The organism is Novosphingobium pentaromativorans US6-1, from assembly GCF_000767465.1.
GTDB classification, from domain to species: Bacteria; Pseudomonadota; Alphaproteobacteria; order Sphingomonadales; family Sphingomonadaceae; genus Novosphingobium; species Novosphingobium pentaromativorans.
The window spans coordinates 940,970-960,461 of record NZ_CP009291.1; the positions used below are offsets into that span (position 1 = coordinate 940,970).

At 59.4% G+C, this 19,492-nt stretch carries 30 protein-coding genes; 20 read left to right on the top strand and 10 right to left on the bottom strand.

Annotated features, from left to right (window positions below):
- Positions 1 to 120 precede the first annotated feature (120 nt).
- The 5 genes from JI59_RS04345 to JI59_RS04360 are packed head-to-tail and all read left to right on the top strand — an operon-like array spanning position 121 to position 4,528.
- Positions 121 to 456, top strand: coding sequence for a phage tail assembly protein (locus JI59_RS04345; protein WP_007014004.1), 336 nt, complete (start codon positions 121 to 123; stop codon positions 454 to 456).
- Positions 457 to 476: 20 nt separating this feature from the next.
- Positions 477 to 596 carry a GpE family phage tail protein gene (locus JI59_RS26065; RefSeq protein ID WP_274378223.1) on the top strand — a complete coding sequence of 40 codons (120 nt, stop codon included), beginning with the start codon at positions 477 to 479 and terminating at the stop codon, positions 594 to 596.
- Between the two features lies 1 nt (position 597).
- Positions 598 to 3,141, top strand: coding sequence for a phage tail tape measure protein (locus tag JI59_RS04350; RefSeq protein ID WP_007014003.1), 2,544 nt, complete (start codon positions 598 to 600; stop codon positions 3,139 to 3,141).
- The gene (locus JI59_RS04355; RefSeq protein WP_007014002.1) at positions 3,141 to 3,515 is read left to right on the top strand and encodes a phage tail protein; all 375 of its coding nucleotides are present in this window, start codon (positions 3,141 to 3,143) and stop codon (positions 3,513 to 3,515) included. Before JI59_RS04350 ends, JI59_RS04355 begins: the two co-directional genes overlap by 1 nt.
- Positions 3,515 to 4,528: a contractile injection system protein, VgrG/Pvc8 family gene (locus tag JI59_RS04360; RefSeq protein ID WP_007014001.1), complete on the top strand. Its 1,014-nt coding sequence runs from the start codon at positions 3,515 to 3,517 to the stop codon at positions 4,526 to 4,528. The genes JI59_RS04355 and JI59_RS04360 overlap by 1 nt, the downstream gene beginning before the upstream one ends.
- Positions 4,529 to 4,549: 21 nt before the next feature.
- On the opposite strand, the gene JI59_RS04365 is transcribed toward JI59_RS04360, so the two are convergent.
- From JI59_RS04365 to JI59_RS04385, 6 genes are all read right to left on the bottom strand, one after another.
- Positions 4,550 to 5,017, bottom strand: coding sequence for a DUF6941 family protein (locus JI59_RS04365; protein WP_038575507.1), 468 nt, complete (start codon positions 5,015 to 5,017; stop codon positions 4,550 to 4,552).
- Positions 5,014 to 5,445, bottom strand: coding sequence for a helix-turn-helix domain-containing protein (locus JI59_RS26070; RefSeq protein ID WP_160289723.1), 432 nt, complete (start codon positions 5,443 to 5,445; stop codon positions 5,014 to 5,016). The genes JI59_RS04365 and JI59_RS26070 overlap by 4 nt, the downstream gene beginning before the upstream one ends.
- Positions 5,423 to 5,911, bottom strand: coding sequence for a hypothetical protein (locus tag JI59_RS26635; protein WP_138921434.1), 489 nt, complete (start codon positions 5,909 to 5,911; stop codon positions 5,423 to 5,425). The genes JI59_RS26070 and JI59_RS26635 overlap by 23 nt, the downstream gene beginning before the upstream one ends.
- Before the next feature lie 40 nt (positions 5,912 to 5,951).
- Positions 5,952 to 6,410 (bottom strand): DUF6161 domain-containing protein, encoded by a 459-nt coding sequence (locus tag JI59_RS27555; RefSeq protein ID WP_338042175.1) that lies wholly within the window; start codon positions 6,408 to 6,410, stop codon positions 5,952 to 5,954.
- Positions 6,356 to 7,114, bottom strand: coding sequence for a hypothetical protein (locus JI59_RS26640; RefSeq protein WP_144401104.1), 759 nt, complete (start codon positions 7,112 to 7,114; stop codon positions 6,356 to 6,358). Before JI59_RS26640 ends, JI59_RS27555 begins: the two co-directional genes overlap by 55 nt.
- 90 nt (positions 7,115 to 7,204) lie before the next feature.
- Positions 7,205 to 7,597 carry a DUF6232 family protein gene (locus JI59_RS04385; protein ID WP_007013999.1) on the bottom strand — a complete coding sequence of 131 codons (393 nt, stop codon included), beginning with the start codon at positions 7,595 to 7,597 and terminating at the stop codon, positions 7,205 to 7,207.
- 506 nt (positions 7,598 to 8,103) lie between these two features.
- Between JI59_RS04385 and JI59_RS04395 the strand changes: the two genes are divergently transcribed.
- Positions 8,104 to 9,275, top strand: a protein-coding gene (locus JI59_RS04395; protein WP_085997526.1) for an IS3 family transposase whose coding sequence is annotated in 2 segments (ribosomal slippage) — positions 8,104 to 8,368 and positions 8,368 to 9,275 — 1,173 coding nt in all. Because the reading frame shifts where the segments join, the coding sequence is not laid out codon by codon here.
- Between the two features lie 57 nt (positions 9,276 to 9,332).
- Here JI59_RS04395 and JI59_RS04400 read toward each other — a convergent pair.
- The 3 genes from JI59_RS04400 to JI59_RS04410 all read right to left on the bottom strand — a co-directional run bounded on the left by JI59_RS04400 (position 9,333) and on the right by JI59_RS04410 (position 11,711).
- The gene (locus JI59_RS04400; RefSeq protein WP_038575514.1) at positions 9,333 to 10,151 is read right to left on the bottom strand and encodes a hypothetical protein; all 819 of its coding nucleotides are present in this window, start codon (positions 10,149 to 10,151) and stop codon (positions 9,333 to 9,335) included.
- Between the two features lie 130 nt (positions 10,152 to 10,281).
- Entirely contained in the window at positions 10,282 to 11,340 is a 1,059-nt protein-coding gene (locus JI59_RS04405; protein ID WP_007015835.1) for a type I restriction endonuclease, read from the bottom strand.
- A gap of 173 nt (positions 11,341 to 11,513) precedes the next feature.
- Positions 11,514 to 11,711: a hypothetical protein gene (locus JI59_RS04410; protein WP_007015834.1), complete on the bottom strand. Its 198-nt coding sequence runs from the start codon at positions 11,709 to 11,711 to the stop codon at positions 11,514 to 11,516.
- Positions 11,712 to 11,792: 81 nt separating this feature from the next.
- Here JI59_RS04410 and JI59_RS04415 point away from each other — a divergent pair, with 81 nt between their 5' ends.
- The 6 genes from JI59_RS04415 (at position 11,793) to JI59_RS04440 (ending at position 16,518) form a co-directional block, all read left to right on the top strand.
- Positions 11,793 to 12,065, top strand: a complete 273-nt coding sequence (locus JI59_RS04415; RefSeq protein ID WP_038575516.1) for a hypothetical protein — start codon at positions 11,793 to 11,795, stop codon at positions 12,063 to 12,065.
- A 155-nt stretch (positions 12,066 to 12,220) separates the two neighbouring features.
- Complete coding sequence (tnpA, locus tag JI59_RS26075; RefSeq protein WP_203226079.1) at positions 12,221 to 12,550, top strand: IS66-like element accessory protein TnpA; 330 nt, start codon at positions 12,221 to 12,223, stop codon at positions 12,548 to 12,550.
- Positions 12,547 to 12,900, top strand: a complete 354-nt coding sequence (tnpB, locus tag JI59_RS04425; protein WP_038575295.1) for an IS66 family insertion sequence element accessory protein TnpB — start codon at positions 12,547 to 12,549, stop codon at positions 12,898 to 12,900. The genes tnpA and tnpB overlap by 4 nt, the downstream gene beginning before the upstream one ends.
- A 50-nt stretch (positions 12,901 to 12,950) precedes the next feature.
- A complete protein-coding gene (gene tnpC, locus JI59_RS04430) occupies positions 12,951 to 14,504 on the top strand; it encodes an IS66 family transposase (RefSeq protein WP_007015831.1) in 1,554 nt (517 codons plus the stop codon).
- Positions 14,501 to 15,082 (top strand): UPF0149 family protein, encoded by a 582-nt coding sequence (locus JI59_RS04435; protein ID WP_007015830.1) that lies wholly within the window; start codon positions 14,501 to 14,503, stop codon positions 15,080 to 15,082. The genes tnpC and JI59_RS04435 overlap by 4 nt, the downstream gene beginning before the upstream one ends.
- A 56-nt stretch (positions 15,083 to 15,138) precedes the next feature.
- Entirely contained in the window at positions 15,139 to 16,518 is a 1,380-nt protein-coding gene (locus tag JI59_RS04440; protein ID WP_007013998.1) for an anti-phage dCTP deaminase, read from the top strand.
- A 26-nt stretch (positions 16,519 to 16,544) separates the two neighbouring features.
- Here JI59_RS04440 and JI59_RS25560 read toward each other — a convergent pair whose 3' ends face one another.
- On the bottom strand, positions 16,545 to 17,204 hold the full coding sequence (locus tag JI59_RS25560; protein ID WP_052117833.1) for an XRE family transcriptional regulator: 660 nt from the start codon (positions 17,202 to 17,204) through the stop codon (positions 16,545 to 16,547).
- An 86-nt stretch (positions 17,205 to 17,290) separates the two neighbouring features.
- Here JI59_RS25560 and JI59_RS26080 point away from each other — a divergent pair, with 86 nt between their 5' ends.
- The 8 genes from JI59_RS26080 (at position 17,291) to JI59_RS04480 (ending at position 19,491) form a co-directional block, all read left to right on the top strand.
- Positions 17,291 to 17,599, top strand: coding sequence for a helix-turn-helix domain-containing protein (locus JI59_RS26080; RefSeq protein WP_007013996.1), 309 nt, complete (start codon positions 17,291 to 17,293; stop codon positions 17,597 to 17,599).
- A complete protein-coding gene (locus JI59_RS04455; RefSeq protein WP_007013995.1) occupies positions 17,596 to 18,048 on the top strand; it encodes a hypothetical protein in 453 nt (150 codons plus the stop codon). Before JI59_RS26080 ends, JI59_RS04455 begins: the two co-directional genes overlap by 4 nt.
- Positions 18,049 to 18,051: 3 nt before the next feature.
- Positions 18,052 to 18,438 carry an Ogr/Delta-like zinc finger protein gene (locus JI59_RS25570; protein ID WP_052117835.1) on the top strand — a complete coding sequence of 129 codons (387 nt, stop codon included), beginning with the start codon at positions 18,052 to 18,054 and terminating at the stop codon, positions 18,436 to 18,438.
- 85 nt (positions 18,439 to 18,523) lie between these two features.
- Positions 18,524 to 18,697 carry a hypothetical protein gene (locus JI59_RS27035; RefSeq protein WP_007013993.1) on the top strand — a complete coding sequence of 58 codons (174 nt, stop codon included), beginning with the start codon at positions 18,524 to 18,526 and terminating at the stop codon, positions 18,695 to 18,697.
- A 17-nt stretch (positions 18,698 to 18,714) separates the two neighbouring features.
- The gene (locus tag JI59_RS04470; protein WP_007013992.1) at positions 18,715 to 18,915 is read left to right on the top strand and encodes a hypothetical protein; all 201 of its coding nucleotides are present in this window, start codon (positions 18,715 to 18,717) and stop codon (positions 18,913 to 18,915) included.
- Positions 18,912 to 19,037 (top strand): hypothetical protein, encoded by a 126-nt coding sequence (locus JI59_RS27965; protein WP_007013990.1) that lies wholly within the window; start codon positions 18,912 to 18,914, stop codon positions 19,035 to 19,037. Before JI59_RS04470 ends, JI59_RS27965 begins: the two co-directional genes overlap by 4 nt.
- Entirely contained in the window at positions 19,034 to 19,213 is a 180-nt protein-coding gene (locus tag JI59_RS04475; protein ID WP_007013991.1) for a hypothetical protein, read from the top strand. The genes JI59_RS27965 and JI59_RS04475 overlap by 4 nt, the downstream gene beginning before the upstream one ends.
- The gene (locus JI59_RS04480) at positions 19,210 to 19,491 is read left to right on the top strand and encodes a DUF2312 domain-containing protein (RefSeq protein ID WP_052117836.1); all 282 of its coding nucleotides are present in this window, start codon (positions 19,210 to 19,212) and stop codon (positions 19,489 to 19,491) included. The genes JI59_RS04475 and JI59_RS04480 overlap by 4 nt, the downstream gene beginning before the upstream one ends.
- Position 19,492 lies beyond the last annotated feature (1 nt).

The following is a 19,492-nucleotide window of genomic DNA, read 5'->3' on the forward strand; positions in this document are numbered from 1 at the left end:
CCTTTCGGGGGCGCTTTTTCCTCCCCTGAGGCGCCCTCACCTTCCCCCTCCCGGCGAATTCTGGCGGGCGCGCCGGGAGGGGTTTTCCGTTTCGCCTGCCGCTGAGAAGGAAAGCCCGCCATGGCCGAAGCTGCCACCCAAAAAGCGCCCCAGACCATCACCGTCACGCTGGTCGAGCCGATCAGACGCACCGGCGGCGACATTACCGAAGTGGCCCTGCGCAAACCCAAGGCCGGCGAGCTGCGCCACCTCAAGGTCGAGGACCTGTTCGCTACGGACGTCAACGCTCTGATCGTGCTGCTGCCGCGTATCACCAATCCCCCGTTGATCGCCTCCGAGATCGAGCAGCTCGAGACCGAAGACCTCCTCGAGATCGCCGGGGCCGTGAAAGGTTTTTTTATGCCGCCAGCGATGAAGGAAGCCATCGCCAGGGCATTGGGCACCGACCAGAGCTGATCGAGGAATGGATCGCGGACATCGCCGCGATATTCCACTGGCCCCTGCCCGACCTCGAGGCGATGGACCTGCCCGAACTGGCCATGTGGCGCGAGCTGGCCGTCAAGCGCTGGAACCGGATGAACACGGCGGAGAAATAACATGGCCGACAACAAGCTGAACCTGCTGGTCAAGTTCACCGGCGTCGACAAGCTCTCCGGCTCGATCAAAAACATCGTCGGCGCCGGCAAGGCAGGCTCGGCCGCCCTCAATGATCTGCGCAGGCAAGCCGGCCAGGGCAAGGCCGCGATCCGCAAGCTCAATACCGAGATCAAGGAGAACCAGGGCGAGCTTGCCCGGGTGCGTGCCGAACTGGCTTCGGGATCCATGCGCAGCGGCCTTGCCATGGCCGAGCAGGAGTTGGTGCGCGCGATCGAGGAAGCCAACCGGCAGATCGGGGAGCAGGAAGATGCTCTGGGCAGGCTCAACCGGCAGATGGACGCGCAGAAGTCGCGGCTCGAGCGCATCGCCTCGCTCCAGTCCCGCGCAGGCAAGGTTGCCGGCATGGCCGGAAAGGCCGGTGCCGCCGCATCGGTAACGATGACTGCCCCGCTCATCGCCTTCGGCCAGCACGCCTTCACCGCTGCGGCTGACGCGGCCGAGCTGCAAAGCGCGTTCGACTATACCTTCGGCAAGAATGCCGAGGCGATGAACCAATGGGCAGACCGCACCGGCGCGGCGCTGGGCCGCACCAACGTCGAGCTGAAGGAGGCGGCGAACACGTTCGGGATCTTCTTCAACCAGGCGGATCCCGCCAAGTCGGCCGGGATGAGCCAGCAGTTCGCGGTTCTCGCGCAGGACCTCTCCAGCTTCTACAACGTCGATCCGGGCACCGCGCTGGAAAAGCTGCGTTCGGGCCTGACCGGCGAGAGCGAACCGCTGCGCGACTTCGGCGTCTTCATGAACGATGCGGCGATCAAGGCGCAGGCCCTCAAGATGGGTCTGAAGCCGGTAGGCAAGGAGCTTACCGAGCAGCAGAAGATCATGGCGCGCGCCGCGTTCATCATGGAGAATACGAAGAACGCGCAAGGCGACCTTGAGCGGACCAGCGATTCCACCTCGAACAAGCTGCGCGCTGCAAACACGGCCTGGCAGAACCTCAGCCTCACCGTGGGACAGGAACTGATCCCGGCCCTGACGCCCGCGATCACCGCACTCACCGACATGCTCAAGAGCTTCTCGGGCCTCTCGCCGCAGACGCGCAAGTGGGTGGTCATCCTTGGCGCCGGTGCGGCGGTGCTCGGCCCTGTCCTGCTCGGCGTAGCGGGGCTCGCATCGGCGGTCGGCTCGCTTGCCCCGCTGTTCATCACCGCAGGCACCGCCGGGGCCGCAGGCGCGGCAGGTGTCGGCGCGGCGGGAACCGCGGCAGGCGGGGCAGCGGCGGGCTTCGGGGCGCTCGCGCTCTCGGCGCTCCCTGTCATTGCCGCGGTCGCCGCCGTCGCAGGCGCCGCCTATCTCATCTATTCGAACTGGGGCGCGATCTCCGGCTTCTTCCAGGGCATCTGGACCTCGATCTCGGGCGCCTTCACGCGCAACTGGACGACGATCCGCAACGTGCTGCTGGGCGGCGTGGTCATTTTCATGCCGCTCGTGGCCGGCGTGATTTATTTTGCCTCGCTGATCTACCGCAACTGGGACAGCATCAGCGCGGCCACCAGCGCGTTCGTGGCGAAGGTCGCCGGAATCGTCGCGCCATTCATCAAGCCCTTCGTCGCGATAGGATCCTATCTGGGCGGCCTTGCTGCCAAATTCTTCGGCTTCGGCACGAATATCGTCTCCGGACTGATCAACGGCATCGTCTCGATGACCGGGGCGGTGATCAAGGCGATCGTCAACCTCGCGGCCGGTGTCGGCGGCAAGTTCGCAAGCCTGCTAGGCATCAAGTCGCCCTCGCGCGTCTTCATGTCGATGGGCGGCTTCATCAACGAGGGCCTCGGTATCGGCATCGAGCAGAGCCGAAACAAGCCGGAACAGGCAGCGGCAAAGATGGCGCGTACCGTCATGCAGTCTGCCGCGATCCCGGATGACTTTGCGCGCACCAATGCTGCGCGCCTCAATGCGGCGCAGGACCTGCGCAATCTCGCCGCCACTGGCAATCCGCTGAACGGCGCCGCTCCATCCTCGCGCATCGGCCTTGAGCGGTACCCGGCAGGCGACAGCGAAGCGCGCGCCAAGCCTGCTGCCTCCCCTCGCGTGTCGCTGACCCGGATCGTCGGTCTGGCCGGCGCCGGCGCTCTCGCTGCCGCACCGGCAGCTGCGCAGGCAGGTATCGAGCGGGCAAGCATGGCCGGTCTGGGCGCGAACCTCGCAGCTATCCTGAAAGGCAATGGCTCGCCCCCGAACGTCGGCCAGATGGCGGCCGGTCTACTTGCTCGCGGCGGCGAGACCTCCGGGTCCCAACCTGCAGAGTTCAGAGCGCCGCAACGCCTGTCGATCGGCGAGATTGCCAGGGCGATGGCGCCTGCCGCTCGCGGCCAAACCACTGCGCCGCGCGACGGCCCGCCGCCTGCATCGCCCTCGAAAATCGAGATCCACATTCACCAGCAGCCCGGTGAGGACGGCGAGGCGCTTGCCCAGCGCATCATGCGCATCATCGAGCGCAAGGAGAAATCTCAGCGCCTGAGCCGACTTGAGGACAGCTTCTGATGCTCGCAGCCCTTGGCATGTTCGTCTTCGAAACCAACTCCGCCCTCTTCGATCGCATGGGCCGCGATCGCGACTGGCGGCATGAACGCACGCCCCGATTCGGCGCACGCGCTGCCAGTCAGTTCACCGGGCCGGGCGAGGACCGGATCACGCTGGTCGGCATGCTGGTGCCCGAGATCGCCGGATCCTACTCGGCTATCGAGACGCTCGCCGAAATGGCCGACGAAGGCGAAGCCTGGCAGCTCGCGGACGGGCGCGGCTATTTTTACGGCACCTACACGATCGAGCGCATGAGTGAGGACAGGACCAACCTGCTTGACGATGGCCTTGCCCGCCAGACCGGCTTCACCATCGAACTCTCGCGGGTGACCTGATGGCGGGCTCCACCTACAGTCAGGCGAAGGCGGCATGGAAAGTTACGCTGGGTGGCGAGGACCTGACCGCAAAGCTCGCACCGCGCCTGATCTCGCTGCGCCTTTCGGAAAAGAACGGCGAGGAAGCAGATGAGTTGGAGATCGTCCTCCACGATGCCGATGGCAAAGTCGCCATCCCGCCCGAAGGCGCGGTCCTGCGCGTCCAGCTTGGCTGGGAGCGCGGCAGCGCCGTAACGCCCGGCCTTGTCGACAAGGGCAGCTTCACAGTCGACGAGGTGGCATGGGACGGTCCTCCCGACAGGCTGTCGATCCGCGCCCGCTCGGCCGACCTGAAGGACAGTTTCCGCACCAGGCGTAACAAGACGTGGAAGGATGCGACCATCGGCGCGATCGTCGATGACATTGCCGTTCGCCACAGCCTGACGCCGCGGTGCCATGCGGACCTCTCTGGCAAGGCGATCGCGGCGGCCGAACAGGGCAACAAGAGCGACATGCAGTTCCTGCGCGACCTTGCTCGGCGCTACGACGCTACTGCGACCGTGAAGGCCGGCACGCTGATCTTCGCCCCGATCGGCGCGGCAACCACGGCCACCGGCGCGACTATCCCGACCTCGACGATCTCTCGCCAGCAATGTTCGAACCATACCTGGCGCCGCGCATCGCGCGAAAAGGCGCAGGACGGTGTTGAAGCGCAGTGGCACGACAAGGACGACGCAACGCGCAAGACGATCAGCACCGGCGGCACGAACCGGAAGCGGCTGAAGAAGATCTATTCCAGTGAGGCCGACGCTAAAGCGGCTGCCGTGGCGGAATCGAAGCGGCTCAAGCGTGCTTCTGCCAATCTTGAGCTAACGCTTTCCTATGGAGATCCGCGCCTGGCGCCGGGCACGAAGGTCAGCGTTTTGGGATTTAAGGCAGATATCGACGCAACCAATTGGCTGATTACCGACGCCGTTCATGACATGGATGTTCGCGGTCTGTCTACTCGAATAACATTGGAAGTTGCTGCCTGATCGGCAGCATCGGCCGGCTGCCTAGGTTGCGGGCAACTTTTCAACTTGACGAACGGTCAAGCTTCCAATCCGGTGTTGGTTTTCGTCAACTATTGCGACAGCCCGGAGGGTCATGTCGCGATCAATTGATAGCAATGGCATCCTGACACTAAATTTCATGCCAAAGATCTTTTTCTCATCTCCGAAGCCGGGTCTGTACTCCGGTTCTGGCATTTCCTCGATTGGGGGGACACCAATCTGCACGATTGTTTCAACTTTGTCGGAAGATAAATGCTTCTGGATCTCGAAGCTTACCTGCTTTGGCAACGCGTGCGGATCAATAATGATTGTAGCAAAGCAACATAGTTGGGGAATCGTTGCTGGCAGAGACGCCTGTAGAAACATCTCGCCGTTGTACGTACCGACCAAGGTAGTCTTGCCGTTAATCTCGTCCCGGATATCATCACAAAAGATCGCGTAGCCACCAGGCGTTGTCGGATGAATGATCATACTTCAATCGCTGCTATTTTAACTTCGGCAACTTGATCTTCCAAATTCACTGGTTTTCTCGCTGCAGTCTGTCCAGCACCAAAAGCATACATTGGCGTCGAGCCACTCGATGCAGTCTGAGCAAAAACCGGTGGTATCGCCTGAGTGTGGTTTGCTCCTGCGATCGTTGAACGCTCGACAAAATCGAACTCGACATCATAGCCCAGCAAGTTTGCATATTCGGCTACACGGGCAATTGAAATGTCATCACGTCCATTCAGTTGCCGATTCACAACTGATCGATGCACTCCAAGGCAATCGGCCAAGGCAGTCTGCGTCAACCCATCCTTTCGGCGCTTTTCGTATGCCTTTTGGATTGTGCGATGAACCTTAGCTACCAAGCGTGCAGCAGCACGCCGATGGCCTTTAACACCAGTTCGATAGGACATCGTCAGGTTCCGTTCCCTGAATAAATTGTACATCGTCGCCGAATAGCTGAGATCGAAGATGGGCCGCCTCAGCTATATAGCCCCGGTAGGTATGGTGCTCTAGAATTCGCCACTTCGCATCCACTGCAGTTGCGATGAAACAATCCTTCTGATGAAACCATCCGAACATTCGCACATCAGGTGTTTTAAGTTCCCAGACGCCATTTTCCTGAGGAATTAGACATTTGAATTGGGTCCCCACCGCTATTTCAACACCTTCGCAGAAATCGGCCAGCAATCCATCGAGTTGTTCCTCGGGCAAAATCTCAATGTGACGGTCTGACTTCGTTCCTACTATGCGCTGTTCGATCTGTTCCGGCACGCGAGCCAACATGTAAATTCGACGTTCCTCAAGGCTTCCTGGACCTAAGTCTGGATCGTAGGCAACAAGCGCCCCAGTTTCAACGAGCTCTAACAGTGTTGACATGTAAGTCAACAACCCTTGACAAGGGATGAACGGGCGTTTGTCACGACTTGGATACGATGCGCGAAAGCAGCAACGGTAGGCCGATGTCACCCGGCCCATCATCCTTCACCATACCGTCAGCACTGCTTCGAAAGATTGACGCCAGCACAACTGCGCGCTCTTCAGGGCTAAAATCTTCACGTGTTTCCATTGAAAGAAATGCTTGCGTCATAACGGCTTTTTCGAGACATTCCGACTTAAGGTGATGCTCGCTGAGGTACAGCTTGGAGAACAGCCTTCCAGCCCAGAAAATCAGTGTCGTCACGCCCAGAACGGCACCACTGACAACTATATAAACTGGCGTCCTCAACGATTGGTCAGCATTACTTAGCCCTAGCAAGTAATCTGCAGACCAAATCGCTATCTCGTATATTGCCCACGCGGAAAGTGCGAAGTACGCTAAGGTTATAAGCCCCAAGCGACCTCCCAACTCCCATGAGACTTCGCCTTGTCCTTCCAATATTGAACCGGCGCAGCCAAAGCCATCTGCACTTTGTAACGCTGCTCAGTCTCCTGAATACTGGAAACCGCTTCCCAGTTCTCCGTGTACATCTTGGACTGACCATCATTCCAAAGCTTCCGGCTTCTTTCGAAAAGCTTTCGAGCAGCCAAACGATAGGCCTTGCGCCGTGAGGCGTAGCCCGCTCGTTGATCAGCCTCCAGCTTCTGGAATTTAGATTCAATCCGCCCGAGACCTTCGCGATAAGCACGCCGTTCACTATTGAACACCGCTTTATCGAGCTTCGCCAGCGCATAAGCTGCACTTGCAGCCTTGAGCGCTGCAGCAACGCCGACAGGGTCTCCTCTCCAATTAATCTGAGAAGGCGCCATGTCTAGCAGCATAAATTGCATTGCCGGCGTTCGCCCGGTCAATTGGTAGGCGTCCAGTATCCTCATCCCTTCGTCTGATTGACTAGGTCTCGGCCCAAGATGGCTAGGATGAAACAAAGCCTTCAACGCGCGCGCAATGTGTTCCTTACCTTCAGGTTCGGCGAATACGGCATCGACATTTCTAAACTTCGCGATCACATCGGTGAAGCGATCATCGGGAGCCTCCGCTAGCCAGGACCAAGCTTCCTTTTCGCTTTGCCACCAATCTTCTAGATCGCCTCGTGAATGGAAAGTCCGTCGAAATTCGCCCGTTTCGAGTGTAAGATATGCCACTTGCTGTCACCCAACTGATTTACAGAAATCGAGGCGTTTGCGACCTTCCACTAAGAATTGCGCGTACAAGCAGCTGTGAATGACAGGCACTCAGCGTCCCTCCATCATTGCAGCCTCGATCGCTGTACGCAGTTCGTAGATCGCCTCATCGTCCTGTGACTTCGTCGCCTGCACCTCACCTGACGAAGTCGCCAACATCAAATGATAAGTCGGCTTGGGACGAGACCGGTAGGCCAACACCGTTATCACAGCCAGAATGGCAGTGATCCCCCACGAAGCCGTTGAATCACCCTCCGACGAAACTGCCGCGCCCATTGCTGCCAAGGCGAACAGGATCGTCAAAAACAGTAATGCAATCCATAGGCAGCCGGACTTGTGTTCCACCCGCACATCAACCGAGTTGATCTTGTCGATGGCGTAGCTCTTTGACCCGAAGCGGGCGAAGTGGACATCGACTGATACTGTTCCGCGTTGATAGACCATCAAATTCCCCCCCAACGAAATTTTGTATATCACTTCGCCGCTTGCGGCTCAGCGCGCGCCTCGCGCAGATCGATCCTCGCGTTGTAGCCATGCTTGCTGACCTATTCGCGCTTCGACTTGTGTTTCGGTTTGGGTTGCTTCGGCCATATAAGATCGAATCCAGATCCATTACGCCACGCCGTGCCGAACCCGTTATCAATGGCTAACGCGAGATCATCTGCGTGCGGCTTACAGTCAACGACAATCAGAAGTTCAGGATCGCCAGCGTGCTTCTGATGATAGTCTAGTAGCTGCCCAATTGCCGCACGAATAGCAAAGCGTACGGTTGCCAGATCACAAGGCTTGATTTCAACAAGGATATGTCGGCCTTTCTTGTCGACATACCTTACGTCGACCCTCTCAATATTCGGCTCGATCGAAGAGGCGCCGGATCCCGCAAGGTATGACGTGGTGCTGGAAATCTGGACAGGGTGTTAAGCTCATCCCGACCTAAGGAATGGACGGGAATGAAGAAGACGAGAAAGCGCTACAGCGCGGAATTCAAGGCGAAAGTTGCGATGGAGGCGATCCGTGGTGAACTGACGCTGGCGGAACTGGCTGCGAAGCACGGCGTCCACCATACGATGATCGGGGGATGGAAGCGTCAGGCGGTGGACGGGATGGCCAGCCTGTTCGACGGCGGTGAGCAGGCGTCGAAGACGGAGACCGAAGCGGAAATCGAGAAGCTGCATGCCAAGATCGGGCAATTGCTGGTGGAGCGGGATTTTTTGGCGAAAGCCTCCGGTCGATGAGCGCGGGCCAGAGGCGATTGCTGATCGAGCCTGCTCACCAGCGCCTGTCGATCGCGGCGCAGTGCCGCCTGCTGTCGATCAGCCGGTCTTCCTATTATTATACGCCTGCGCCTCAGAGCGAGGAGACGCTGGCGCTGATGCGGGTAATCGACGAGACGTTCATGGACTGTCCGTGGTACGGCAGCCGGCAGATGGTGCGGCACCTGCAGCGGCTTGGTCATGCGGTGGGCCGCCGCCGGGTACGACGGCTGATGGCGCAGATGGGGCTGGCGGCGATCTACCAGCGCCCGCGCACGAGCGATCCGCACCCGGAGCATCGGATTTATCCCTATCTGCTGCGGGACATGAAGATCGAGCGGCCCAATCAGGTGTGGTGTGCGGACGTGACATATCTACCGATGCGCCGAGGCTTCCTCTATCTCGTTGCGATCATGGATTGGGCCACCCGCAAGGTGCTGGCCTGGCGATTGTCCAATACCATGGACGCGGCTTTTTGCGTCGAGGCTCTGGAGGATGCCATGGCCCGCTTTGGCAAGCCGGACATCTTCAACACCGATCAGGGCAGCCAGTTCACTTCGCAGGCCTTCACCGGCGTGCTGCGGGCGGCCGAAGTGAAAATCAGCATGGATGGCAAGGGGCGCTGGATGGACAACGTCTTCATCGAGCGCCTGTGGCGCTCGGTGAAGTACGAGTGCGTCTATCTGCACGCCTTCGAGACGGGTTCCGAACTGCGCGCAGGCCTGTCCCGCTGGTTCGCCTATTACAACCATCACCGGCCTCACTCACGCCTTGCAGGCAAAACCCCGGCAGAGGCATATGGGCAAATCGACGCTTCAGATCATGGGGGGCATGCCCCCCATGATCTGATCACCAGAATGGCGGCGTAAACAACAACCGGATGAGCTTAACTTAGCCGCAAACCTGTACAGGAAGGCGGGACCACCTCAGTAAGTCTCAAAATCCGATTGCAGTTTATGATGCTTCGGCGTGACCTGGACCTCGTTCTCTTGCAGATAACGAGAGTAGGAATTTATCGCCGTTCCAGCACTCCGCACGCCACTGCCGCGACGAGGCGGCGGTGCATTACGGACGCCTGCTGATTGCACAGCATCAAAATCATCCGTGGAAAGCCAAGCAAGCCCAGGATGCGATGCAGGCAGCGCTTCCTGGACAATAGCTAAAGCTTGATCAGGCCTGATCGCCTGATAGCTGCCATGCATTTTGACGATAGCCTGGCGAGGCACTGAGGTTCCTGAAGGAATAACATCGTCGGGAACAATCTCAATTGGTTTGTTGAACCATACGAAATGCGATTGAGGGCATCGCCATTGAACCGCCGAGTGCGCTTCCTTCCAATGTCTATCGAATTCCGCTTTGCTCGCCTTCCGCTTCCTGATCCCCTCCAGTTCCCAAAGGTCTTTGCCGTTTGCCTTCAGCTTGAGGTCCTTCGCAATTGCGCTACGATCGTCCTCGTCGTTCGCATAGACAGCGCAGGCTAGGCCTACAGCATAGAATCGACCATCGCGCATGGTGGTCATAATTATCCCGAGATCGCCCCTAGCGGCATAATCGAACATCAAGCCTTTCCCTTGGGTATGGAAGACCTTCCAGCCATTCCAGACCCAATCGGTTCTGCCGTTCCACTCTTCATGGCCATAGCCATGCTCACCGGCATAACCACCCGAAGTCACTTCGCCTGTGGGACCAAGATAGCCATTGTTGTTCCAAACGACTGGCTTCAAAACCACCATCTTTCCCATCATCGAATCCTACTCATTGTCGGCCCAGCAAGCACCGAATGCTTGCGAACAACTAACGGCCAGAAATTTGCGCTTGAGACAGCTTTAGTGACGAAGAGGACCGCCGATTGGCCGTCCCCTTACATCGGGAAAGTCACTTCCCCGCCCCTTCCAGCTCACTAACCCGCCCGAGCAGCGCATCGGAATGCTGGTAGATGTCAGTCGGACCCGTCACCGAGTAACGTTCCTCGTCCTTGCCTGAGAAGAGACCGAGGTAGCGGGCGGTTGGGCTGTTGAAGTGTAGGCGCGCGATGGTGCGGCGGTTGTTGTCGTCCAGGAGGACGGCGCAATAGGACTTTGCATCGCGCATCACGATACGTTCGGGGTTCACCGACTTTGAGCAGATGGCGCGGATGATGTTGAAGCCATCGATCTCAACCTGCGTGGTTTCGATGCCGTCGCTCTCGGGCGCGGGCTCATCCGCCGGTTCGGGGTCATCATTGCGGGTCATGGCGTTTTGCAAACGCTCGTCGATGCCCTGCCGAATGATTGCGCCGATCGCCTGAGTGATCGCGCCCTGGTATTTCTCGCGGACCTGCTTGGTGAGCATGCCATCGTGAAGGCGTGAGGCGACTACGCGCACGAACTCTTCGGAAGGTTCGGCGAACTCCTTCTTCAGTTCAGCCATCACCTGAGACTGCAGCTTGAGCGTGCCGGCTTGGGCGACGATGCGCTCGACATCGAACTCGGCCTTCTGGAAGGCGCTGAGATGGCGCAGGTCCGACTTGCGATATTCGTCCAGGTTGAACGTGAAGAACGGCTTTTCGTCCATCATGTTGGCTTTGTCGGAGTCCGTGAAAAACTTGTAGACGACGCCGTTGGTGAGGAGCGCGACACGGGCATCGGTCGCCGCAAAATACCGGAATAGCTGACTGGCGTGCTTGATCGACAGATCGCCGTTGACGGGTTTGCACTCGACCAGAACAGTGACCTCACCGCTCACGCAAAGGGCATAGTCGACCTTCTCGCCCTTCTTGGTGCCGACATCGCAGGTGAACTCCGGCTTCACCTCTGCCGGATTGAAAACATCGAAGCCCAGCGCGCGCAAGAATGGCATCACGAGCGTGGTTTTCGCAGCCTCCTCTGTCTCGAGAATCTCGCGATGCTGGCGTAGACGAGCCTGCAGCTCAGCGATGTTGGCTTCGAAGTCCATTTCACCCCCTAGTAGTCAAGCAAATGCCGAGACCACTAGAAGTTCACGGCATATCGATTGCCCCTACTAAGGCAAATGCGTAAATCAGCGATGATATGAACAAATTTTAATCAGGTGAAATTACTGCCCCTGAAAACATCGAGAGATGTCAAAAGCACATAGATTACGCTTGGTCAGATTAATGCAGAGGGCTGAGCCATCACCTGCGCTTGACTTGCCCGCCCTTCCCGGCGTTGCTCGTGCAAATGATCAATTGCCTGTTGCCACTCGACCTTCAGCACATAATGCCCACCCATTCGGCGAGCCAACCTGTCAGCAGTGCGGGACACTTCGTCGATAGCCTCTAGAGTGCGCGGATCGCTGATCGTCATCTGGCCTCCCCTTCATTGGCACTTGCTTTTGTCACTGAAACACATTCCTTTTGCCATCGCAATGCTGCGAGAGGAGGGAAAATGCCGGACGAGCCGAACGCGATCATATATCCTGAATTGGTTTTCGGAATCGCCGGCCCCATCGGTATTGATATCGACGCAATTTCTCAAACGTTGACCGAAGCGTTGCAAGCTGTGGATTATCGCACGCTACCCATCCGCATCACAGACGAAATTGAACGCGAACAAACCGAAATTCTGAAGCCAGTATCGAACGACTACGAATCAACGATGGCTTACAAAATGGATCATGCAAGCGCGATTTGCCGCAGGTATGGTTCTCCTGATACGTAACCGCTGATCCTACCCCACGTATCCGTGTGCTGCGCTGAGGACTAAATCCGCACGAGACGATGAGGAACTCGGCAGTGACGGATGAGATTGATACCGGGTCAAACGGGGATTTGACGTGTGCGTCGCACAGTGCAATTTCGCGTTTATCCGACAGTTTGGCGTCCACACGGCGGCGCTACGAGCGGTGGCCGGATGAAGAGCGTGACCGCATTCTTGCTGAGAGCTTCGCGCCTGGGAGGACGGTGGCGCAGGTCGCACGGGATAACGGTGTTGGCCTGGGCCTGTTGCACTATTGGCGTCGACAGGCGCGGGCAGCGGGCGTTGTCGAGGAATTGCGGCTCGTACCCGTGACGGTCGTTGCGGAAGCGGAGCAGGCGAGCCAGACCGCCGGCATGGAACTGATCGTGCGCGACGTGACCGTTCGTATCCGGGGTGCGATCGAGGCGGACCATCTGCGCACGGTGCTGGCGGCGATCCGCGCGTGATCCCCATCGATGGAAGCGTGCGGATCTATGTGGCCACGCAGCCCGTAGACTTCAGGGCCGGGATTAACCGGCTCATGGGACTGGTGACGCATGTGCTGGGCCATGACGCCTGCGCCGGGGATGTCTTCGTCTTCCGCAACAAGGGAGCAGATAAGGTCAAGCTGGTCCGTCATGACGGGTCCGGCGCGGTTATGGCGACGAAATGGCTCGACCATGGGAAGTTCCATTGGCCGCCGGTGCGAGGTGGAACGCTGGCTCTGAGCGGGGCGCAGTGCGTGGCGCTGCTGTCTGGTCTGGATTGGCAGAAATTGCCGTCGCAAGAGGCCCGTCGCCCTGCATTTTATGGCTGAAATCGGTGGTTTTTAAGTGGCGGCGGGAAGCCTGTGTGGTATAGGCAACCATGCCCGCCGGAGCCGACGATCTTTCTGAAAATATTGAGCAAATGGCAGCCTTGGTGTGTGAGCTCCGGGCTGAAATTGCACAGCTGCGCGCACTGCTCAAAGGCGTAGGCCATCAGGCCTTCGGCAGCCGGTCGGAACGCGCCGGCGTCATCCTGGGAGATCAGGGGCTGCTCGATCTGGGCGATCTGGTCAGCACGCCGGTCACCGCGGCGAACGACGACGAGGTGGCCGAGGAACGGCCCTTGATCCGGCGCCCGCGCAGGAAGCGTGGCATGATGGCATTACCCGCCCATCTCGAACGGGTGGAGCGCGTGATAGAGCCCGAAGCGCTGGATTGCCCCTGCTGCGCAGGCAAGCTTCACAGGATCGGCGAAGACGCCAGCGAAGCTCTCGACTGGGTGCCAGCCATCGTGCGTGTCATCCGTACCGTGCGACCGCGCTACGCCTGCCGCAACTGCCGTGAAGGCGTGGTCCAGGCGCCGGCCCCGCGCCGCGCGATCCCCGGCTCGATGGTCACCACCTCGACCCTGGCCTGGATGGCGACGGCGCGCTTCGCCTGGTCGATCCCGCTTAACCGGCAGTTGCAGATGCTGGCAGGGCAAGGCGTCATTCTCGACCGGGCCCTCCCGAGCCGATGGATGCGCAAGGTCGCATGGTGGCTCAAGGCGCTCTATGAGCGCCTGCTTGCCTACATCCATGGTCAATCCCGAATATTCTGCGACGAGACCCGGATGCCGGTTCTCGAGAAGGGACGAAAACGAACCCGGATCACACAGTTCTGGGCCCATGCCTGCGACGACGGACCCTGGTCTGGCCCGGCAAGGCCCGCCGTCGCCTATATCCATGCGCGCGGTCGCGGGCAGGCTGAAGCGCGCCAGCAGCTTGCCAACTATCAGGGCATCCTGCAGGTCGATGGGTACGCCGCCTACAAGGCGCTCGTCCGCAAGGGGGCGGAAGGGATCACGCTTGTCTTCTGTCTGGCTCATACTCGCCGCAAGTTCGTCGACGCCTACCGCAAATCTCCGTCGCCCGAAGCTGCCGCGATCATCGCCCTGATCGGTGAGGTCTACGCCATCGAGGCCCGGGTGCGCACCGGCAGCGCAGCAGAGCGCCTGATCGCCCGTCAGGCCGAGGCCCGGGAAGCGATGAACAGGATCAAGGCCCAGATCGACGACATACTGCCCAAGCTCTCGCCCAAATCCGATCTGGCCAAGGCGATGCGCTACACGCTCAATCATTGGAAGGGGCTGACGCTGTTCCTGGAGGACGGTCGCATCGAGGTCGATACCAATACCGTCGAACGCGGCATGCGAAATGTTGCCCAGGGCAGGAAGGCGAGCCTCTTCGCCGGCAGCGAGGAAGGGGCCCAGACCTGGGCTGTCCTGGCGTCACTTCTCCAGACAGCTCGCCTCAACGGCCTTGATCCGTACACATGGCTGAGCGACGTTCTGGAGCGGATCGTCTCGGAGAAGGTGAAGATCAACGAACTCGACAGTCTCCTCGCCTGGAACTGGCGCCCTGCACACGAGCCGGTTAAGGCCTTGGCGGCATGAGATCCAAACGGCACGCATCCGGGGGCAGAACCCTCTCGCTCGAGCAACTCGAGATCTGGCTGGACGCCCTCGACCCGCCGGTTGCCGGCGTCTCCTCGATCGACGGCTTCCTCGCTGCGCTGGCGGCAGGCCCTTGCGTCATCGATCCCGACGTATGGCTCAAGAGCATCCTGCGCGAACACACCCGAAGCGCGAGTTCGGCACCTGCACGCAGAACGATTCTCCAGCGCTACAACCGCATCTGCATCGAGCTTGCCGAGCAGCCGGAGATCTATGCGCCGATCTATATGCGCACCGAGGATGGCGAGGTGTTGCTCGAGGACTTTGCCAACGGCTTCTTTACCGCGATGCATCTCGACATGAATGCCTGGACCCCCTTCGTAGATGATCCCGAGTTCGGCTTGCCGCTAGCCGCCATCCTCGGCCACAGCACCCTTACCGGGGGGGCCTCCTTGATCGAGCAACTCGACGATCCGTCCGCCAATCACGCTCTCGCCGATACCTGGCGCATGGTGCCCGAGATCATCTCGTTCCTCCATGACCACTGCGCCTTCGCACGAACCATGACGGCGCTCTGACGGCTACCTCGTCAGCTCCTGCGTGGGGCCGGTGCAGCGGTTACCCTGATACACTGATGCGCTTTGCTATGCGGGCCATAAGGCAACGGCGTGCCGAACAGTTTGAGTGTGCTGAAAAGCAGGAAAATGGCGGAGCTTCGCCGCCGGCGGAAACTGTCTCCCCACAAACCGCATACATCGTCCGGCAGTTAAAGCGGCCAGAAGAAGTTGAACTCCTTCGGAGAGTTTATGGTCGGCAATTTATCCTAGTTTCGGCTTATGGCTCCGCTGAAAGCAGAAAACGGATCATCGAACAGAAATTGAAGCGCTCTTTGCAGCTTGATGTTCCAGACCATGAAATCAGCGCTAAAGCTGACAAACTCATGCATCGAGATATGAATGAAGACGGTGACGCTCATGGTCAGCACCTCCGTGAAACTTTCCACAGAGCAGACGTGTTTATTGATGGAATTCATAAAGAGGAAATGAAAGCGAAAACCGTTCGATTCATAGATGCATTATTTGGCAAAACGGAAATCGCGCCAACCAAAGCAGAATATGGAATGTACGCAGCCAAATCTGCATCGTTGCGGTCTAGTGATCTTTCTCGGCAGGTTGGTGCAGCGATTTTTTCTACTGATGGAGAAATCATTACCCAAGGCTGCAACGAAGTACCCAAAGCCTTTGGCGGCACGTACTGGGACGGTGAAGAACCGGATTTTCGAGATATTAAAATCGGCCACGATCCCAATGATCTTCTTAAACGTGAAGTCATTCGAGATCTGATGGAACGATTGCAACGCGGGGGGCTGCTGTCGGACGAAGCGAGAGAAATAGGCAATTCCGCTCAAATTGTTGATCGCCTCACTCAAAAACCTTCTTCTTCTCCCACGGTTGGAGAGGGAGCTCTATATGGCGCCGCGATCACCGATCTCACAGAATATGGGCGCGTGGTGCACGCAGAAATGTGTGCAATCTGTGACGCAGCCCGGTTAGGCCGCTCATTGAAAGGAGCGACGCTCTATTGCACGACCTTTCCTTGTCACAACTGCACGAAACACGTCCTTGCAGCGGGAATATCAAAGGTCGTCTACATGGAACCTTACCCGAAGAGCAAAGCGAAGGAACTCCACGAGAACGAGATCGAAATCGAACAGGATAGCGATACCCATGTCTCCTTCATGCCCTTCCTTGGAATCTCTCCCTACCGATATCGAGACATTTTCCAGAAAGGGAAGCGGAAGAAAAACGGTGAAGCGGTCGAATGGTATCAGGGATATCCACGCCCGATGATCGATTCACCGGTGCCAACCTATGTTGATCTAGAAGCTTGGGAAATTAGTCAGCTCGCGGGAGACTTCGCAACCCCTTCACAAAAAAACGAACCTCACGAAGCCGAGGTACCATCAGATGTGAAACAAGACAAAAGCTGGTGGCCCTTCAAATCTCGCAGCTAAATCGCGATAACTGGCAAATTTGGTCTTCACATCTTTCGTACAGTAGCAACAACGCGGCCTAAGATGTGCATTTCGTCGTCGTAAGCTGTTGCGTTGGAGACGTGGGGGTTGTCGGCCATCATTTCTACGCCGCCGTTTGGGAGGGCGCGGAGGCGTTTGATGGCGCCTAGGCCGGCGTAGGTTATGGCCCAGATTTTGTCGCTGATGTTGAGGTTTTGTTGAGAGCAGTCGATCAGGAGGAGGTCGCTGTCGCGCAGGGTCGGCTCCATTGAGTCCCCTGCCCCCTGGGCGAAGAATAGTTGCTCCGGCGCTGCTCGCGTGTAGAGGCGCAGCCACTCAATCGGGAAATGCCGGATCGTCTCGGTTACGGGAACGTCCAGGTAAGTCGAGCCCATGCCCAGCGACAGGTCGATTTCACGAACCGGGACAAGGCCAAGCTCTGAGGCCACACTCTCCGTCGACGGCACGGGCACATAGCCCTTGCCCGGATCGTCTGTCTCTCCGGTCAGATATTCTGCCGTAGTTTGCAGCGCACGAGCGATCTTGTGGAGCTGCGACGACCCGGAGCTGATGCCAGCCTCTAGCTTGGCAATCGTCCCCTGAGAGACCTCAGCCGTCCGTGCCAGCTGGGTTTGTGAAAGCCCTAACTCGCCACGACGCTTCGCAATTCGCTCACCTACACGCATAGCAGAGGAGATTATTCCATCGGGAATAATAGGGAAGCTTCGATTTACCCTTGACCGGATTATTCCTTTTAGAATATTCCATAGTCATGCCCGACGCCATCACACCATATGAAGCCCTTCTCCAGGCAGTCGAAACTGCCGGGTCGCAATCCGCTCTCGCTCGAGCCTGTGGCGTCGGGCAACCCGCCGTCTGGAAATGGCTCCAGGTCAAGCGCCTGCCCGCCGAGTATGTCCTTCGTATCGAAGCCGAAACCGGCGTTTCGCGCCATGACCTTCGCCCTGACATCTACCCTCGCGAGGTGCCTCATGCTCCCGGCGCATTCACGGGGGTAGACCGAGGCACGGCCAACGTCTCCTTCAATGGACACGCCATTTCGCAGCAGGCCCGCGCATGACCAAGCGCCGCGAGCCCCTCACGTACCAACACACGCTCACCGGCGTTGCCTCCCTGATCGGGTGGGATCGCTGCGGGGCAATCTGCGGCGTCTCCGAACGCAGCGTGCGCAACTGGTCCGATCCCGATTGCGAGATCGAAATCCGCATGATCGACGCCGAGCGGCTCGACCGCGCCTATATCGAACATGGCGGCGCATACGCACCGTTCCATCGCCTGATGAGCCTGCGCCTCGAGCTGGCGGTGAAGGAAGCCGCACAAGCCGACATGGCGCGCGCCGCGGCAGACGCTGCCAAGGAAAGCGGAGAGGCCGTAGCGGCCCTGATCGAAGCGTCGATGTCTCCCGATGCCGAGACCCGGCGCCGCGCTCGCAAGGAAGCGGAGGAAGCGATCTCCTCGCTCACATGCGCGCTGCGCGCCGTCGAGCGGCAGGAAGCTCTTGGAGTCTGAGCGATGTCCGGGACGAACATGCAGGCACAGGCGCCACGTCAGCTGATCGTCGCGGACGACGATGCTGGCCGCTTTGCACCGCTCTATTGCCCGCACTGCCGGGCACGCGGCCTCGTGCGCTCCAGCAAGCAGGTCACCGGACAGCACCGAGACATCTACTACCAGTGCTGCAACATCGCCTGCGGCCACACCTGGCGCGCCTCGCTGGCCTACGACTACGGCATCGTGCCGAGCGCGATCCCGGATCCGCGAGTAAACCTGCCGCTGCGCCAGATGACGCGGCAGCAAGCGCTCGAATCGATGCGTGAGCGCGACCCGAGCCAACCCGACATGTTCGACGCCGATCCAGATCCACCCGGCTCCGCGGATACCGCCAAGCCGCCGGGCTGATCCCGGCCGCCCCAAACCAGACGCCCGCCAGCTGCCCGCCAACCAGCTTTGACCGACCCGCCACACGGGAATGGAGTGTTGCGCCGTGCCCAAATCCCCGATCCATCCCAACCATTGCCGCTGCCAGCGCTGCGCGCCGCGCCATCCGGCATCGAATGATCGCGCGCCCTCTCCTTGGGCTTTGCTGATCGCAATCGGCGCACTGGTCCTCGCCTCGGTCGCCCTGCGCGACTGCCTCTCCACCTGGTCCAGCTTCTAGAAAACGGGAGACTCCCCATGCGGACGCACAAGCATATCCAGGCGAAGGCCCGAATCGTAGGCTTTCCCTTCACCTTTCAGTGCACTGCCTGCGAATCGGTCGAGCATCGCCGGACCCCGATGCTTCCCGCTGGCTGGGCCACCGTTGAGGCGGCCGACGACGTCTATGCCTACTGCGGCGAGTGCGCCCCGGTACTGCCTGCAGGAAGCGTGCAGTGAACGTCGCCGCACTTTGGCGCAGTACGCCCGCACCGCTTCGCCGGGAGACGGCGGCTCTCGCAGCGCTAACTCCGGCGATCCTCGCGGCCTTCGCGGCCCTCTGGACGATGCTGCCGACATGATCCGGATTTCCCAGCATATCCGCGAGGGCCGCGATGCCGTGATCGCCGAGAGGCTGCACCGCGGAGTTCCGGCCATCAACCCGTACGCCCCGAAAACCAAGCGCGGCCTCTTTTGGCAGCGCGGCGCCGAGCAGGCGCGCGAGGCGATCGACCAGCTCATGAGGATCGGAGCATGAAGACTGCACAACAAGTGTCCCTGCCTGTCGAAATCGGCGAGAGCCGCCGCCCCGCCGACGATCGACTGCGCCTCCTGATCGAGCGGATCGAGCGCCTCGAGGAAGAGAAGAAGGGCCTGAGCGACGATATCCGCGACATCTACAACGAGGCCAAGGCCGTTGGATACGACGCGAAGACGATGCGCCAAATCGTGCGGCTGAGGAAGATGCGGCCCGACGATCGGCGCGAAATGGACATGATCCTAGACACCTACAAATCGGCGCTGGGGATCGACTGAC